This is a genomic window from Dorea hominis, from assembly GCF_014287705.1.
Lineage (GTDB): Bacteria > Bacillota > Clostridia > Lachnospirales > Lachnospiraceae > Dorea_D > Dorea_D hominis.
The window spans coordinates 111,009-129,085 of the sequence record NZ_JACOOY010000005.1 but is presented as its reverse complement, the minus strand read 5'-3'; the positions used below and the strand labels follow the sequence as shown (position 1 = coordinate 129,085).

Below are 18,077 nucleotides of genomic sequence, written 5' to 3'. Positions count from 1 at the left end.
CCCCTTCTTTCCTACAGGTAAAATAACTGCCGGATATTCTGAAACAACTGGTAAATGTATGGCACGATCCAGAACAATACAAGCAGAAGTCCTGCAAAACTTGTTAAAAATGCCTGTTCTTCCCTGCCACTATGTTTCAGCACCTGACTGAGTACCGATACTAAAATCCCGACAGCCGCAATCTTAAATATCAGATTTACATCCATCTCTTCCTCCTTCAGATCAGAAGCACGACTGTCAGAATCCCGCCCATGATCCCCATAAGATAATAAAGTCTCATCTTCGTGTACATCTGTTTCTGTATCTGCCTTAACGATTCCTCCACTTTCTCTTCATACAGCTCCAGAGAACGGATCTGCATCTTAAGATCCAGATTTCCAAGTCTTGCACCGACTTCTTTCAGATTCTCTTTTTCTTTTCTTGAAATCATCAGACCCACAAGACAGACATCTGCCGATTCCTGCCATATTTTTACGAATCGTTTTTCTTTTTTACATCGCATTTCATTTCTCATCATAAGAAGCCAGTTACGGTACGGATCTTCACATTTTTCTGCAACGGATGCAAACACTTCTTCCAGGCTGGACCTGGCATAGCAGATCTCACTTTTTAATAAAGAAATAAGATACCGTATCTTTTGCAGTTCTTCGTATTCCTCACGAATCTTATGTGCATGCCTTGTCCCTTCCATGGAAGCCGAGAAAAGAATAAGAAAAGCGCCTATGGCTTTCCACATTTTTCATCACCTGCCATGCCGGTATAGCCCGCTGTGTTGGACTGTCCGACAAAAGAATACAGTGTATTCCCCCTGTCATCATAGATGCCGCCAACTTCACCGACTTTTCCTTCTCCTGATAAGACAATATATCTTTCAAAACGCTTCTGTTTGATCAATGTGCCAAGTACCGGCTTTCTCTTCACTTCCTGCATGGATTCTCCATGTACGGTCGCAAGCATTTTGCAGCCACAGTGCATTGCATACTCTATGGCATGTACATCCTGCGCCGTGCCGATTTCATCAACAGCTACGACTTCCGGTGTCATGGAACGGATGAGCATGATCATTCCTTCTGCCTTCGGGCAGGCGTCCAGGATGTCTGTCCGCATCCCGACATGATTCTGCGCAACGCCCTGATAACATCCTCCGATTTCCGAACGTTCATCTACAATACCCACTGTTTTCCCGCTGATGTATGTATTCCCTTCCGAAATCTGCCTTACAATATCACGCAGAAGTGTTGTTTTTCCCTGTCCCGGCGGTGACACGATCAGGGTGTGAAAAAGCGACCGGTTTCGTGTTATATATGGAAAAATCCAATCGGCACATCCCATCACTTCATGGGCTATCCGGATATTTACGGACGAAATATATTTTAGATTCTTCACATGCCCTCCTTCTAAAATCGCCTGTCCTGCAAAACCAATCCTGTGCCCGCCCTCCACAGTCAGAAATCCCTGCCTCATCTCTTCTTCGTATGCATACAGCGAATAATGGCTCACATATTCCAGCAATTCCCGCACTTCTTCTTTTGTCGCAATATAAGGTCTCCCCCACTCATCTTTCAGCATATATTCCCTGCCGTCCTGAAAATAAAAAACCGGCTTCTCAATGCGTACTTTGATCTCCTGCAGTTTTTCATAATCTTTCACGATCTTCTGCATCTGGATTCTTAATTTCCCCGGTAGTAACGATAAGATACATTCTTCTTTCATGTTTTGTCCACCTCTTATCTCCAATATATGCCCGGGACAGTTATTTATTCCTGAAATCCACAAAGGACCGTACCGGATAACCCGGCACGGTCCTTATTTATCATACTGTCTTTTATTTTACAACGTATCACGCAGCAATTTATTCTGCAACATCTTTCATGCTGAATGAAAATCTTCCCATCTTGTCTTTTCCAAGGCATACAACTTTGACTTTATCGCCAAGTGTCAACACATCTTCAACATGGTTTACACGCTCTTTGGAAATCTTGGAAATGTGAACCATTCCTTCTTTTCCCGGTGCAAACTCAATAAATGCTCCAAATTCTTTGATACTGATAACATGTCCTTCCAGAACCTGTCCTGCTTCATAATCTGTAACAATGATGTGAATCAGCTTCTGTGCTTCTTCCATGCTCTTGGCATCTGTTCCGCAGATAGATACTGCTCCGTCATCTGTAATATCAATCTTCACACCAGTCTGCTCGATGATCGCATTGATCGTCTTGCCTCTCTGTCCAACAACATCACCGATCTTCTGAGGATCGATCTGCATCTGGATAATCTTCGGTGCAAATTCACCAACCTCTGTTCTCGGCTCTGCGATTGCTTTTGACATACACTCATCCATGATGAACAGACGAGCCTGTCTTGTACGTGCGATTGCTTCCTCAACGATCGGTCTTGTAAGTCCGTGGATTTTAATATCCATCTGGATTGCTGTGATACCCTTCTTTGTACCAGTTACCTTAAAGTCCATATCACCAAAGAAGTCTTCCAGTCCCTGTATATCTGTAAGTACCAGATAATCATCATCTGTATCTCCTGTTACAAGTCCGCATGAGATACCTGCAACCATAGCTTTAATCGGAACACCTGCAGCCATAAGTGACATACAAGATGCACATGTAGAAGCCATTGATGTAGATCCGTTAGACTCAAATGTCTCGGATACGGTACGGATTGCATACGGGAACTCTGTCTCACTCGGAAGCACCGGAACCAATGCACGCTCTGCAAGTGCTCCATGTCCGATCTCACGACGTCCCGGTCCTCTGGATGGTCTTGTCTCTCCAACAGAGTATGACGGGAAGTTATAGTGATGCATATAACGCTTTGTTGTCTCTTTTTCATCCAGTCCGTCAAGTCTCTGTGCCTCTGACAGTGGAGCCAGTGTGCAGATATTACAGATCTGTGTCTGTCCACGTGTAAACATAGCAGAACCATGTACTCTAGGAATCAGATCTACTTCTGCAGCAAGTGGACGAATCTGGTCGATTGCTCTTCCATCCGGACGCTTGTGATCTTTCAGGATCATCTTGCGGACAGTCTTCTTCTGATACTGGTAAATTGCATCTCCAAGAACAGCAAGCCATTCTTCATTATCAGCAAACGCTTCCTCTAACTTATCTGTAATCTGACGGATATTTTCTTCTCTTACCTGTTTATCATCTGTAAATACAGCTTCCTCCATAGTCTCCGGCGGTACGATTTCTTTGATTGCTGCAAATAATTCTTCCGGAATCGCAAAACTCTCATAGCTGTGTTTTTCTTTTCCGCATTCTGCAACGATTGTATCAATAAATGCGATTACTTTCTGGTTCACTTCATGAGCTGCGTAAATCGCTTCGACCATCTGTGCTTCCGGAACTTCATTCGCTCCTGCTTCGATCATGATAACTTTCTCTCTTGTAGATGCAACCGTCAGCGCCATATCAGATATTTCTTTCTGTTCTGCTGTCGGATTAAATACAAATTCACCGTCAACCAGTCCAACCTGTGTTGTAGAGATCGGTCCGTCAAACGGGATATCAGAAATTGTAGTCGCAATTGCTGCTCCAAGCATAGCTGTCAACTCCGGTGAACAATCCTGATCTACAGAAAGTACCAGGTTCTCCAATGTAACATCGTTACGGTAATCCTTTGGGAACAGTGGTCGCATCGGACGGTCGATAACACGGCATGTCAGGATCGCATTCTCAGATGCTTTTCCTTCTCTTTTGTTAAATCCTCCCGGGATCTTACCTACGGAATACATTCTCTCATTATATTCTACACTTAACGGGAAGAAATCGATTCCTTCTCTTGGCTTCTCAGAAGCAGTTGCTGTACAAAGTACAGTTGTATCACCATAGTGCATTAAAACTGCACCGTTCGCCTGCTTCGCTACTCTACCAACATCTACGCGAAGTGTTCTTCCGGCTAATTCCATCTCATACTTCTTATACATAGTATTCTCCTTTTATCTTCATTCATCTGTTCTGCGAAAGAAGGATACCGAAACTACTGAAAAAGACACTCTCTTTTCGCTACCACCGGACAATATCCTTTTCAGTGGTCTCGGATTATATCTCCCTCGTCCACAATCCAATATATTATAGCATATCTTATGTAAATACACCATATCTTTTTTCTACAAAAAATTCCGACTGCATAACGCAATCGGAATTTTTATTAAAATCATTATTATTTTCTAAGTCCAAGTTTCTCGATCAGAGCACGATATCTGTTGATATCTGTCTTCTTCAGGTATGCAAGAAGTCCTCTTCTCTGTCCTACCATCTTAAGAAGTCCTCTTCTTGAGTGATGATCCTTCGGGTTAGCTTTGAAATGATCTGTCAGGTCATTGATTCTTGCTGTCAGGATAGCTACCTGTACTTCCGGTGAACCTGTATCTCCTGCTGTTCTTCCAAAGTCTTTAATGATCTGTTCTTTCTGTTCTTTTGAAACCATTGTGATTTCCTCCTTTTAATTCTCTTAATTATCGCCTGGTATTAAGCAACGGTTGGAGTATCCTGTTACCGAACACCGGCTGTTCACACCAGATGAGTATAACACAACACTTATCCTCTGTAAAGGATTATTTTACTCTTCTTCTTCATCAGATTTGTATTCATCCGGTACCATGATCGCAAATGCGATATTGGTTCCATGGTCGGCTACACGCTCCAGACCGGATACTGCATCTGCAAAGATCATTCCTGCTTCCGGTGTACATTTGTTCTTCGTCAGCCGCTTGATATGTGATCTTTGCAGTTTCTTTTCCAGCTCATCAATGGCATCTTCCAGTTCCAGAATCTCACGCATATGTTCTTGATTTCCATTTGTAAACATATCCAATGCATATTCCAGAAGTGTCTGTACCGACTTCATCATATCATTCATCTGACGTATCGCCTTGTCGCTTAATTTTACGCCGGAATCAATTCTCTCTCTTGCAGCCTCAGCCATATTTTCTGCATGATCACCGATTCTTTCAATATCATTTACTACATGGAACAGTCCTCCCAGCTTATCTGCATCTGCAGTCGGAAGTTCCAGCTCATTTGCTCTCACAAGGTAATCCGTGATCTTACTGTTCATAAAATCAATATATTTTTCGGTTTTGTATACCTTTTCAATTGCTTCTCCGTCCAGCTCACAGAGTGCATGCATGGACAGTTCCAGATTGCTCATTGCAACCTTTCCCATATGCTCGATCTCATGGATTGCATCCATAACTGCCGTTGCAGGTGACATCATAGACTGTTTGATATAATTCAGTTCATACTCATCTTCGTCTGTATCATCATTTCCCGGAACTACTTTGTAAGTCAGCTTCACGATCCAGCCCATAAACGGGAACAACATAGCCACTTCTATGATTTTCATCAGAGAATGTGTATTGGCAACCGCACGTGCCACATTTCCACCGGAAATTCCAAGCAGTGCACCTGTGATCGGTTTGGTAAATATAAAGATCACAGTAAACATAATTGCAGATCCGATCACGTTAAATAAGAAATGAATCATCGCTGCTCTCTTTGCATCTTTTCTTCCGTTCAGGCTGGCAAGAAGTGCAGACACGCAAGAACCGATGTTACAGCCAAGAATTACAAACGGACAGATCATAAACTGGATCAGATTCTGTGATGCCATCAAAATAATAATACCAACCGTTGCCGAAGAACTCTGCAAAATAGAAGTCGCAATAAATCCGACAAGGATCGCAATAAACGGACTGCTTAAAGAGCTTAAAAATTCTTTTACAACCGGTGACTGTTTTACAATGGTCAAGGATTCACCCATAACTTTCAGCCCCATAAACAAAATGCCAAATCCCAGAATCACATCACCGGCTCTCTGCACCTTCTGGTTCTTACAGAACATGGACATAATCACACCGATGATTACAAATAGCGGCGCTATGTCCGACAGATTAAATGCGATCAGCTGTCCGGTGATTGTAGTTCCGATATTGGCTCCCAGAATAATTCCGGTTGCCTGCATCAGATTCATCAGTCCGGAGTTTACAAAACTCACGACCATAACTGTTGTAGCATTGGATGACTGGATGATCGCTGTAAAAATCATACCTACCAGCAGTCCGATAAATCTGTTTTTCGTAAAGACTGCCAGAATACTTCTCATTTTGGCGCCGGCTGCTTTTTCAAGGCTTTCGCTCATCTGGCTCATACCATATAAAAACAGTCCAAGTCCGCCAAACAGAGAAAATATAGTTATTATATTCATCTGTTTCTCCTTTTACTCTTTTTCAAAGTATTCTCTGACATACTGTATATCCTGACGGACTCGTACCTGCATTTCCTTAATGGAAGAAAATTTATGTTCCGGGCGTCGGAATTCCAGTAATTCAATTTTAACGTTTTTTCCGTATGCATCTCCGCTATATCCATATAAATAACTCTCGATCAGCACTCTGTTTTCATCTGATACGGTTGGCTTGACTCCGATATTGGATATTGCGCCATAAACTTCCCCATCAATATAAACACGGCTTACATACACTCCTTTTGGCGGCAGTACTTTATGCGCCGGCCATTCTACATTACATGTGGGAAATCCCAACTCACTTCCCAGATGTTTTCCATGTTCTACAATTCCTTCTACCGGGTATGGATATGTCAGAAGGTAATTCGCGGTTGTAATGCTTCCATCTTTGACCAGACTCTTAATAAAACTGCTACTGATCTCCCGATGCTTAAACCGTGCTTTTTCAACTACGATTGCCTTATAATGATATTTTTCGGCATACGCCTCCAGCATATGCGCATCGCCTTCTTTTCCATATCCAAAATGAAAATCAGTCCCTACAACCACATATTCAGCATGAAAAACACCCTTTATAACTTTTTTAATAAAATCTTCCGCACTCATGTGCCGGAGTTCATCTGAAAACGGACATTCCACAAGATAGTCTATTTTGCCGTCCATTCTTTCTCTTCTCTCATCCGGAGTCATAAGAATGTCTTTTTTATTCATCTCAAATGCACACAAAACACTTTTTATATTTCCATTTGTGCAGCATCTGAGCACTTCTTCAACTAACTTCTGGTGGCCCTTATGCACTCCGTCAAACTTTCCAAAGGTCACTGCTGACTTTTCGGTTTCTGTATATTCATTCAGACCTTCTATATATTGCATATTTTTCCCTCTCATGTTCTATACATCCGGCGTATAAAACATTTTTACAAGTTTGTATTTATTTTCGCTTTTCTTATAATCGTACAGACCGATAAACTCCTCCTTTGAATTGTAGAGCCTCACTCTGTGGACGTCCGAAATGCTGTGCCCGTCTGGCACATCCCCCACTGCATCCTTCGGAAGTGCGTTACCATTATATGCGAATTTGTCCCATTTTTCCGTCACACACAATGCCGGATAGTGTGCAAACATTGCGTCGACCGGTGTTATGATTTCAGAAAGTCTGCCGTCTGACACAAAATTTTCCACTTCTGCAAGCGTCTTCGCTTCCGTGAGCACAAAAGAACTCACCTTAGTACGGACAAGCTCTTCCATACAGCCGCCGCATCCTAACTTCGCACCGATATCATTGCAAAGCGTACGGATATACGTGCCTTTGGAACAGTGCACCCGCATCTTCACATGCGGCAGATCCATTTCCAGAATATCAACAGAAAAAATTTCAACATTCCGCGGTTTTCTCTCCACTGTCTTTCCTTCTCTTGCAAGCTCATAGAGCTTCTTTCCACCAATCTTAATTGCCGAATACATCGGCGGAGTCTGCGCATAAGCACCGACAAAAGAAGCCACCACACTTCTTACATCTGCCTCTGTCACAGTACCGGTCTGCTTTTCACTCAGTACAGTTCCGGATATATCCTGTGTATCTGTTTCCCGCCCAAGCAGCAGTACCGTTTCGTATGTTTTATCTTTGTCTGTTAAAAGATCACATAATTTTGTTGCTTTACCAAAGCAGACCGGCAGCACACCGGTCGCATCCGGATCCAGTGTTCCTGTGTGTCCGATTTTCTTCTGCCCGACAATTCTGCGTAATTTTGCAACGACATCATGTGATGTATAGCCTTTTTCTTTGTAAATATTTATAATGCCATGAATCATAGTTACTCCTCAAGCTGCGCTACGATCTGTGCGGAGACATTGTTCAACACATCAAACGGCTGACCTGTCATTGTAAAGCCTGCCGCTTTTTTATGTCCGCCGCCGCCAAAATACTGTGCGATCTTGCTGACATCCACATCGTCATTCGAGCGGAGACTGACTTTGAATTCATTCAGCTTTAATTCATACATGAAAATCGCAACTTTTGTATCTTTTGTATTGCGCAACTGACTTACGATTCCTTCCAGATCTTTCGGTTTTACACCATAGAATTCCATCTCTTTCTGCCGCACATAAGTTGCAATGCACTGTCCATCCAGGAGAAGGATACTCTCTAAGAGTGCACGTCCTAAAATCTGGTTCTGGTTGTATGTTTTTTCATAAAATGTATCATGAATAATCTCCGGCGCATCGATTCCTTTTTCCATCAGTACTGCCGCCGCCCGCATCGTATCCGGTGAAGTGCAGGAATACTGGAATACACCGGTATCGTGTACGATTCCAAGATATAACGCTTCTGCCGTCTCTTTGCTGATACGCTTCTTATCCAGCAGTTCATACACCAGTTCCGATGTAGAACTTGCATCCGGCCGGATCACATTATCCATCGCAAAGCTCACATTGCTGATGTGATGATCCACACAGAATGTGTGTGCTGCCTGTTCAAAAAGCGGTGCTGAAAATCCAAGTCTTCCCTTATCTCCACAATCCAGGCAGATAAAGAGATCATAGACTTTATTCTCCGGGATTTCTGAACGGATTTCCTCAATTCCTTTCAGGAATTGAAAAGAATCTGGGATTTCTTCCAGATATACCGTCACTTTTTTATCTGGATAATTCTCAATGATATACTGACGCAGTCCCATACAGGAACCTACACAGTCTCCGTCCGGTCTTACATGACCACCGATTGCGATTTCTTTTGCTCCGCTCAGTACCTTATTCAGCATCTTCGTCACCTTCTGTTTTCATTCCTTTTGTCACTTCATCGATCTTTTTGGACATATTTACACCATATTCGATCGACTGATCCAGAACAAATGTAATCTCCGGTGTGTTGCGCATATTTAATGTATACGCAAGCTCCCGGCGGATATAACCTTCTGCACTCTGTAAACCTTCCAGTGTATCTTTCTGTGCTTTTTCATCACCGAGCACACTGATATAGGCTTTACAAGTCTTAAGATCCGGTGCGACTTCTGCCGCAACAACAGAAGTCCATGGAGCAACTCTCGGATCTTTGAGCCCGCCCCGGATAATACTACTTAATTCGCGCTGTACTTCTGTATTTACTCTTGTATTCTTAATGCTACGTTTTCTCAAATTGCTCTCCTCTTTTCTTCCTATCTAGGAATCTCAACCATCTTGAATGCTTCTACAAGATCGCCTTCTTTTACATCATTGAAGTTTGCAAATACGAAACCACACTCATAGCCTGCTCTGACTTCTTTCACGTCATCTTTGAAACGTTTAAGGGAAGCAAGTGCACCTTCAAATACGACGATGCCATCTCTTGTGATACGCACAGAACAGTCTCTTTCAAATGTTCCATCCAGTACATAAGATCCTGCGATCGTACCAACACCGGATGCTTTGAACAGCTGACGTACTTCTGCATGGCCTAGTACTTTTTCTTCAAATACCGGATCCAGAAGTCCTTTCATGGCTGCTTCCACATCTTCGATCGCATTGTAGATGACACGATACAGACGGATATCTACACCTTCACGGTCTGCGGTTTCTTTTGCTGTTGCATCCGGACGTACATTAAATCCTATGATGATCGCGTTAGATGCAGATGCAAGGCTTACATCAGATTCATTGACCGCACCAACACCGCCATGGATGATTTTTACAACAACTTCATCATTGGAAAGTTTCAGAAGACTCTGTTTGATTGCTTCTACAGATCCCTGTACGTCTGCTTTTACAACGATGTTTAATTCTTTTAAGTTACCTTCCTGAATCTGGTTGAACAGATCATCCAGAGACAGTTTTGATTTTGTTTCTTCCAGAAGTTTTACTTTGCTCTGTGAAATAAATGTCTCAGCAAAGTTTCTTGCTTCTTTATCATTTGCACATCCGACAAATACTTCTCCGGCATTCGGTACATCATTGAGTCCGAGAATCTCTACCGGCACAGACGGACCTGCTTCTTTGACGCGGCGTCCTTTGTCGTCCATCATTGCTCTGACTTTACCATGTGCAGATCCTGCTGCGATCGCATCTCCGACACGCAGTGTTCCTTTCTGTACAAGGACTGTTGAAACCGGACCTCTTCCTTTGTCGAGCTGTGCTTCTAGGACAAGTCCTCTTGCACGTCTGTTTGGATTTGCCTTTAATTCCATTACTTCTGCAGTCAGTACGATCATTTCCATCAGATCTTCCAGACCTTCTCCTGTCTTTGCAGATACCGGGACAAAAATCGTGCTTCCGCCCCAGTCTTCCGGAATCAGTTCATACTCTGTCATTTCTTGTTTTACTCGCTCGATATTAGCGCTTGGTTTATCGATCTTATTAACTGCAACGATGATCTCAACACCGGCTGCTTTCGCATGGTTGATTGCTTCTACTGTCTGCGGCATTACACCATCATCTGCTGCTACAACAAGGATTGCGATATCTGTAGAGCTTGCTCCACGCATACGCATTGCTGTAAACGCCTCATGTCCCGGTGTGTCAAGGAATGTGATCTTCTCACCTTTAACATCTACGACATAAGCACCGATATGCTGGGTGATTCCTCCGGCCTCGCCGCCTATTACATTCGTATGACGGATTGCATCCAGAAGAGAAGTTTTACCGTGGTCAACGTGTCCCATAACACATACAACCGGCGGACGTTTTTTCATCTTCTTCTCATCTTCTTCCTCTTCTTTTAAGAGTTCTTCGATAACATCCACAACTTCTTCTTTTTCACATAATACATCAAATTCCAGCGCGATCTCTTCTGCTGTATCATAATCGATCTCCTGGTTGACTGTTACAACTTTGCCCTGCATAAACAGCTTTTTAACAATCACAGAAGGGACAACTTTCATCTTGTCAGCAAGCTCTTTGATCGTCAGAACTTCCGGAATTACGATAGACTTAATCTCTTCTTCCTGTTTCTGCTCCTTCGGCTGTGGTTTCTGCATTGGCTTCTTGTTATTCTTTGGCATTCTTTCTTCTTCATCACGGCGGTAATCTTTTTTCTTATGCTCATCCTTGCCTTTGCCCTTGTTACTTCTCTGTGGCTTCTGTGTCGGTGCCTCAGGTGCCGGAATTGAAGGTCCGTTATTTCTTCTGTCATTATTTCTTCCGCTGCGGTCGTTTCTTCTATCATTATTTCTTCCGCCACGGTCGTTTCTTCTGTCGTCATTTCTTCCGCCGCGGTCGTTTCTTCTGTCATCATTTCTTCCGCTACGGTCATTTCTTCTGTCGTCGTTTCTTCTGTCATTATTTCTTCCGCCACGGTCATTTCTTCTGTCATCATTTCTTCCGTTGCGGTCGTTTCTTCTGTCATCATTTCTTCCGCCGCGGTCATTTCTGTTATCGTTACGACCGCTTCTATCACCGCGCTCTGATCTTGTTGTACGCTCAGAATTCGGTCTGTCGTTATTTACACGTTTCTCGTTATTCTTCACTACTTTTTCTTCTCTCTTTTCTTTATTCTCTTCCTTTATCTCCGTTTTCACTGCCTGTTTCTCTGCTGTCTTCACTTCTGCTGCTTTGGCTTTCTCTGCTGTTTTAACTCTCTCTTCTGTCTTCGGTGCTTCCGGTTTTACCGATCCTTTTGCCGGTCTTCCGTTGTTCACCTGCATCGGACGCCCCTGGGTCATGGTCTGCTTCGTCCCCTGACGTCTTCCATGCTTATTGCCATTCTGTGTATTCTGCGGCCGGAATACATGAACGATATTTTTCTTTTTCGGTGCTTCACCGGATTCCCCCTCAGATTTCCGGTTCTTACTGAAATGTTCTTTTACCTGACCGGCAGCAGTCTCTTCCAATGCACTCATGTGATTTTTCACTTCTATTTTTTTGCTCTCCAGGAACTCCAGTACATCCTTACTCTGTACATTCAGCTCCTTAGCTAATTCATATACTTTGATTTTTGCCATATATTAACTACCTCCTTTATGCAATTATTCTTCTTCCGTTTCCAGATGTCTGCGAATTCCCTTTGCAAGACCTTCATCCAGAATTGCAAGGGATGCACGAAATTCTTTTCCCATTGCATGCCCTAAGGTATCTTTATCTTTGTAAAAATAAATCGGTACCTGATAAAATTCACACATATTGCGGAATTTCTTCTTTGTATTCTCAGACGCATCTCCTGCTACGATCACAAGATATGCTCTTGCGGATTTTACTTCCTTTTCTGTACTGAACTCACCACTGGCAACTTTTCCGGCTTTTGTAGCAAGCCCGATCATTGACAATGCTTTACTGTGACTCAAGATGCTCCATCTCCTTTTCCAGCGACTCATACACTTCTTTCGGAATTGCCTGCTTAAAAGAACGCTCCAGTCCTTTGCTCTTAATTGCCTGTGACAGGCACTCTCTGTTCGGACAAATATACGCTCCTCTGCCATTCTTCTTGCCGGTTGCATCCAGAACAAATTCCTGTTCAGAAGTACGGATCACCCGGATCATCTCTTTTTTATTCTTCATTTCCCGGCATCCTACGCACTGACGCATAGGTATTTTTTTATTCGCGCTCAAACAATCACCTATTCTTCTGTTTCACTGATTTCTTCCGGTTTCTCAGTTTCTTCTACAAGATCCAGATCCATATCTACATCTGCGATCTCTTCTTCGTATCCGTCTTCCACTTCTTCTTCAAAGACACCTTCGCTCAGTTCCATATAGTTTTCCGGAAGTTCTCCTGATTCAATTGCCTGTGTTTCACTCTTAATATCAATTTTATAACCGGTCAGCCTTGCCGCCAGCCTTGCATTCTGTCCTTCTTTACCGATTGCAAGTGAGAGCTGGTAATCCGGCACGATCACGCTTGCGACCTTCTCATCCGGATCTGCCATTACGGAAATAACTTTCGCCGGGCTTAAAGCATTCTCGATCAGGATTGCCGGGTTGTCACTCCAGTTGATAATATCGATTTTCTCACCGCGGAGTTCATTTACGATTGCATTAACTCTTGCACCGTTCATTCCGACACAGGCTCCTACCGGATCAACATCCGGATCATTGGACCATACAGCAATCTTTGTTCTGCTTCCGGCTTCTCTTGCAATACTCTTGATCTCTACGATACCATCTTTTACTTCTGTTACTTCTGATTCAAAGAGACGTTTTACAAGTTCCGGATGTGTACGGGATACAAGGATCTTCGGTCCCTTCGTTGTATTCTTAACTTCTACGATATATAATTTGATTCTCTCTGTCGGTTTGAATACTTCACCTTTTACCTGTTCGTTCTCTGTCAGCATCGCATCTGCTTTACCAAGATTAATACTCACATTCTTGCCAACATAACGCTGCACGATACCTGTTACGATATCTTTTTCTTTCTCAAAGTACTGATCATATACAACTTTCCTCTCTTCTTCACGAATTTTCTGAAGAATCAGGTTCTTGGCATTCTGTGTTGCAATTCTTCCAAATGATTTGGATTCGATCGGTACATGTACGATATCTCCAATGTCATATTTACCATCCATCTTTCTTGCATCTTCCAGACTGATCTGTTCCAACGTATCTTCTACATCTTCCACAACTTCTTTCTCAGCATAGAGCTGGTAATCACAAGATTCACGATCCATGATCACTTTAATGTTATCAGCCTTGCCAAAATGACTCTTGCAGGCATTCAGCAGCGAATTTTCGATTGCATCTAACAGACTCTCTTTGCTGATATCCTTTTCTTTCTCTAAAATATTCAACGCTTCTAATAATTCTGTGTTCATGATTATCCTCCTCCTAAACTAAAAATCGAACGCCTGGCGAATCAGCGCTATCTCGCCTTTTTCAAATGTTTTCAATGTTTCATCATCAAGCTCAATTGTTACCGTGTCTGCATCGTATGCTTTCAGGATTCCGGTAAATTCTTTGCGCTTATCTATCATACGGTAAGTACGGATCTCAACTTCCTTATTCAGATTACGTTTGTAATCCTTCTCCTTCTTAAGCGGTCTTCCCAGTCCCGGAGAGCTGATCTCCATAATATAGCTGTCTTCAATATAATCTTTCTCATCCAGAATGTCTGACAGTCTGCGGCTTACTTTCTCACAGTCATCCACACTGATTCCGCCCGGTTTGTCAATGTAAGCACGTAAATACCAGTTGCTTCCTTCTTTCACGTATTCTACATCGACCAGTTCAAATCCATATTCTTCTACGATCGGTGTCAGATATTCTTCTGTCTTCTGTTCGTAAATTTCTCTTTTTGACAACGCTAAACTTCCTTTCTCTGATTTAAAGTAAGATACTGTAGCAACAAAGAAGAGTGAACTTTCGTCCACTCTTCTGTCATCGGGTTGCTTATGTTACTATGTGTCAGTATAACACTGTTTCCTTTTAAAATCAAGGAATTATTTATATTTTGCCTATTTTATATACATAATTTGCACGCATATGTTTTTTCTGTCTCAACTTTACTGTTTTTAGATTGTCCGGAAATCCGATAACTGTACTTCACATTATAAATCCAGAAAACTTCAGGATGATCATAGCTGAAGGCATCTACTGCATTTTATGCAATTTCTGAAATCTCTTCTTCCAAATGCATAAAATCTTCATCCTCTTCCAGATTCTCCCAGGCGCTGTTCGAATCTAATTGGAATTTGTCCAGCCGGTGATAATAACATCACAGCCAGAGCAATAATAAGTATTCCTGCAATTCATTTTTTCATTCTGCTATACTCTTCCTTCTTTAAATGCCATCATCATGTCATTTGTAAGGCTTAAATCTTCACGCTCTACCGGCATCTTCTCCCGGTCAAACCATTCTGCCATTGCCAGTTCTTCTCTGTCGAGATTAATTTCTTCCTCTCCATCCAGATCACAGAAAAATCCCATCAGCAGTGTATCGGAGAAAGACCATGGCTGACTTTTGTAATAACGAATATTTTTAACCTTCAGGCCTACTTCTTCCATGACTTCTCTTGATACGGTTTCCTCTATCGATTCTCCGATTTCGTTAAATCCTGCAAGCAGTGCATAATTTTTATAACTTCTGCCTGTGTATTTGGACATCAGGATTCTGTCTCCATGAGTCACACCGATGATCACAGCCGGGCAGATTTTGGGAAATTCCATCAATCCGCACTTCGGACATTTTAGCATTCTCTCTTTTCCATCTGCTTTCATACGCGTTCCGCAATAACCGCAGAAACGTCTCGTATCATACCAGCGCTGTAACTGCCATCCGGTAATCGCTGCAAACGCCTGATATTTTGGCTTTGCACTGCGGAAATATTCTACAGCCTTCCACACATATCCGGCTACTTGCAGGCGTTCCACACTCACAGATGTATTCACATCATCTACAACTTCCATCTTATCTGTCGTCTTATGATTCAGAAGATAGTACACTTTTTCATCAATCGTGAACAGATAAATAAGTTTCTCCCCGGCAGTCTCTGACGCTTTGCAGATCTCTGCGACTTTCGGAAATGCAATCTCTCCTTCTGTCACAAGCACTGCTCTTCCATCATAGTAAAGCACATAATCCTCTGCTTCCGGTTTCTGTGGTCTGTATGTATTATCATACTGATGTGGTGCAATTTCCTGTATCATTTGTCCATCCCCTTATTTATGCCCTTGTCTTTGTTCCTGTTCCGTCACGTTTTGCCATTTTCAGTCGATTTAATGTCACTTCTTTTTCTTTGTACATGACCTTTGTCTCGGTTCCTTCTTCAAACAGATAAACATGTTCCAGCTCGTCTTCTTTCCGGAGTTTGATTCCACGCACACCAATTGCACCTTTCTTCTTCTCCGAAACTTCATCTGCCGCAAAACGCAGAAAATATCCATCTTTTGTCTGTAAGACGACCTGCTGGTTATCGATGATCACCTGAATGCTTACTACTGCATCATCTGCCTGTAATTTCGTAGCTGCGATCGTACGCTTTGCCACCTGGAATTCCTGTCCGTCTACCTTTTTGATCATGCCCTGTTTCGTTGCAAATAATAATTTTGCATAACGGGTTTGTTCTGCATCACAGATATAAACAATTTCCTCTGCGGTGCTATCATAATTACTTACATTGTCGATTGGCAGACCTTTGTCACGGAATTTTCCGTGCGGCAGATCTAACACTTTGATCTGATGCATCTTACCTCCCGCTGTAAATACACACAGTTTTCCGGTATTCATCGCATGCAGGACATATTTATTCTCACTGTCCGCCGCTTCTTTATTTCTCTCATATGTTGCGGCATCTACCGTTCTGGCATAACCGAAACGATCCATCAGGAAGACAACTTCCTGTTCTTCGATCTTATTCTCTTCAAAGACAGCCTCTTCTGCATTTTCAATAACAGTCCGTCTCTTTCTGCCGAATTCTTTCTTGATCTGATCTAAATCTTCCATGATCACTGCTGCCATGGAATCATAATTATTCAGAATATCTTCGTATTTTGCAATATTTGCAAGCGTCGTCTCATGCTCTTTCATAAGCGCTGCGATTTCCAGACCAATCAGCTTATAGAGCCGCATCTCCAGAATGGCATTTGCCTGACGTTCTGTAAAACGGAGCATTGCCGCCATTTTTCTGGAAATATTAGATTTAAACTTAATATTTTCCGTAATTCCTTTTGTCAGACATGCTCTGGCGTCTTTTACAGACTGGCTCCCGCGCAGGATCTCAATGATCAGGTCAATGACGTCACACGCCTTGATAAGACCCTCCTGGATCTCTTTTTTATCCTGCTCTTTCGCAAGCAGGTTTTTATATTTTCTCGTTGTCAGCTCAAACTGAAAATCCACATGATGCTCAATGATCCTTTTGAGTCCCATCGTCTCCGGACGCCCATTTGCAACAGCAAGCATATTTACGCCAAAGGTATCTTCCAGACGTGTTTTCTTATATAACATGTTTGTCAGATTGGTTACATCTGCACCTTTTTTCAGTTCAATAACAATCCGGATTCCTTCCTTAGATGACTGATTGGAAATATCTACAATATCACTTGTCTTCTTTGTCTCTACAAGATTGCAGACATCGTTTAAGAATTTTCCAATTCCGGCTCCGATCATCGTATATGGAATCTCGGAAATGACAAGACGTTTCTTGCCACCCTTCATCTCTTCGACATCCACTTTTCCACGAAGTTTGATCTTACCGGTTCCACTTTCATAAATACTCACAAGATCGTCTTTATTTACAACGATTCCTCCTGTCGGAAAATCCGGTCCTTTGATATATTTCATCAGCTGTCTCGTACTGATATCATCATTTTTCATATATGCTTTGACAGCATCTACAACCTCGGCAAGATTGTGTGTCGGGATACTGGTTGCCATCCCGACCGCGATACCTTCCGCACCGTTTACAAGAAGGTTCGGGATACGGACCGGCAGAACTTCCGGCTCTTTCTCTGTCTCATCAAAATTCGGCACGAAATCAATGACATCTTTATCCAGGTCAGCCAGATACACTTCCTGCGTAATCTTCGCAAGCCTTGCTTCTGTATAACGCATGGCGGCCGCTCCGTCTCCTTCGATGGAGCCAAAATTTCCATGTCCGTCTACAAGTATCATTCCTTTTTTAAAATCCTGTGCCATCACGACAAGTGCATCATAAATCGAGCTGTCACCGTGCGGATGATATTTACCCATCGTATCCCCAACGATACGGGCGCATTTCCGGTATGGCTTGTCATAGCGGATACCCAGTTCGTGCATATCGTAAAGCGTACGTCTCTGTACCGGCTTTAATCCGTCACGTGCATCCGGCAGCGCTCTGGCAACAATAACACTCATCGCATAGTCAATATATGATTTTTTCATCACTTCCGAATACTCGGTTCTTATGATCTGTGAATCCTGCATCTTTCTTCTC

The 18,077-nt window shown here is 42.7% G+C and carries 17 protein-coding genes; all 17 read right to left on the bottom strand.

Features of this window, described 5'->3' with window-relative positions; translation table 11 throughout:
- Window positions 1–11: 11 nt before the first annotated feature.
- Window positions 12–206, bottom strand: a complete 195-nt coding sequence (gene spoIIIAC, locus H8S07_RS05425) for a stage III sporulation protein AC (RefSeq protein ID WP_021859990.1) — start codon at window positions 204–206, stop codon at window positions 12–14.
- Window positions 207–217: 11 nt separating this feature from the next.
- On the bottom strand, window positions 218–736 hold the full coding sequence (locus H8S07_RS05420; RefSeq protein WP_021859991.1) for a stage III sporulation protein AB: 519 nt from the start codon (window positions 734–736) through the stop codon (window positions 218–220).
- Window positions 721–1,713, bottom strand: a complete 993-nt coding sequence (gene spoIIIAA, locus H8S07_RS05415) for a stage III sporulation protein AA (protein ID WP_021859992.1) — start codon at window positions 1,711–1,713, stop codon at window positions 721–723. The genes H8S07_RS05420 and spoIIIAA overlap by 16 nt, the downstream gene beginning before the upstream one ends.
- Window positions 1,714–1,852: 139 nt before the next feature.
- Window positions 1,853–3,940 (bottom strand): polyribonucleotide nucleotidyltransferase, encoded by a 2,088-nt coding sequence (locus tag H8S07_RS05410; protein ID WP_021859993.1) that lies wholly within the window; start codon window positions 3,938–3,940, stop codon window positions 1,853–1,855.
- A gap of 236 nt (window positions 3,941–4,176) precedes the next feature.
- On the bottom strand, window positions 4,177–4,443 hold the full coding sequence (rpsO, locus tag H8S07_RS05405) for a 30S ribosomal protein S15 (protein ID WP_021859994.1): 267 nt from the start codon (window positions 4,441–4,443) through the stop codon (window positions 4,177–4,179).
- Between the two features lie 132 nt (window positions 4,444–4,575).
- Window positions 4,576–6,222, bottom strand: coding sequence for a Na/Pi cotransporter family protein (locus H8S07_RS05400; RefSeq protein ID WP_186855601.1), 1,647 nt, complete (start codon window positions 6,220–6,222; stop codon window positions 4,576–4,578).
- 12 nt (window positions 6,223–6,234) lie between these two features.
- Window positions 6,235–7,134, bottom strand: a complete 900-nt coding sequence (locus H8S07_RS05395; RefSeq protein ID WP_186855600.1) for a bifunctional riboflavin kinase/FAD synthetase — start codon at window positions 7,132–7,134, stop codon at window positions 6,235–6,237.
- Window positions 7,135–7,152: 18 nt separating this feature from the next.
- Window positions 7,153–8,073, bottom strand: a complete 921-nt coding sequence (truB, locus tag H8S07_RS05390) for a tRNA pseudouridine(55) synthase TruB (protein ID WP_186855599.1) — start codon at window positions 8,071–8,073, stop codon at window positions 7,153–7,155.
- Window positions 8,074–8,075: 2 nt separating this feature from the next.
- A complete protein-coding gene (locus H8S07_RS05385) occupies window positions 8,076–9,023 on the bottom strand; it encodes a DHH family phosphoesterase (protein WP_186855598.1) in 948 nt (315 codons plus the stop codon).
- Entirely contained in the window at window positions 9,013–9,396 is a 384-nt protein-coding gene (gene rbfA / locus H8S07_RS05380; protein ID WP_186855597.1) for a 30S ribosome-binding factor RbfA, read from the bottom strand. Before rbfA ends, H8S07_RS05385 begins: the two co-directional genes overlap by 11 nt.
- Window positions 9,397–9,416: 20 nt before the next feature.
- A complete protein-coding gene (gene infB / locus H8S07_RS05375; RefSeq protein WP_021860000.1) occupies window positions 9,417–12,173 on the bottom strand; it encodes a translation initiation factor IF-2 in 2,757 nt (918 codons plus the stop codon).
- 24 nt (window positions 12,174–12,197) lie between these two features.
- Window positions 12,198–12,488 (bottom strand): L7Ae/L30e/S12e/Gadd45 family ribosomal protein, encoded by a 291-nt coding sequence (locus H8S07_RS05370; protein WP_186855643.1) that lies wholly within the window; start codon window positions 12,486–12,488, stop codon window positions 12,198–12,200.
- A 10-nt stretch (window positions 12,489–12,498) separates the two neighbouring features.
- Entirely contained in the window at window positions 12,499–12,753 is a 255-nt protein-coding gene (gene rnpM, locus H8S07_RS05365; RefSeq protein WP_117537298.1) for an RNase P modulator RnpM, read from the bottom strand.
- A gap of 32 nt (window positions 12,754–12,785) precedes the next feature.
- Window positions 12,786–13,979: a transcription termination factor NusA gene (nusA, locus tag H8S07_RS05360; RefSeq protein ID WP_118660474.1), complete on the bottom strand. Its 1,194-nt coding sequence runs from the start codon at window positions 13,977–13,979 to the stop codon at window positions 12,786–12,788.
- 18 nt (window positions 13,980–13,997) lie between these two features.
- Window positions 13,998–14,465, bottom strand: a complete 468-nt coding sequence (locus tag H8S07_RS05355) for a ribosome maturation factor RimP (protein WP_021860004.1) — start codon at window positions 14,463–14,465, stop codon at window positions 13,998–14,000.
- Window positions 14,466–14,928: 463 nt separating this feature from the next.
- A complete protein-coding gene (gene nudC / locus H8S07_RS05350; RefSeq protein WP_021860005.1) occupies window positions 14,929–15,810 on the bottom strand; it encodes an NAD(+) diphosphatase in 882 nt (293 codons plus the stop codon).
- Window positions 15,811–15,826: 16 nt separating this feature from the next.
- On the bottom strand, window positions 15,827–18,067 hold the full coding sequence (locus tag H8S07_RS05345) for a DNA gyrase/topoisomerase IV subunit A (RefSeq protein ID WP_186855596.1): 2,241 nt from the start codon (window positions 18,065–18,067) through the stop codon (window positions 15,827–15,829).
- Window positions 18,068–18,077: the final 10 nt, after the last annotated feature.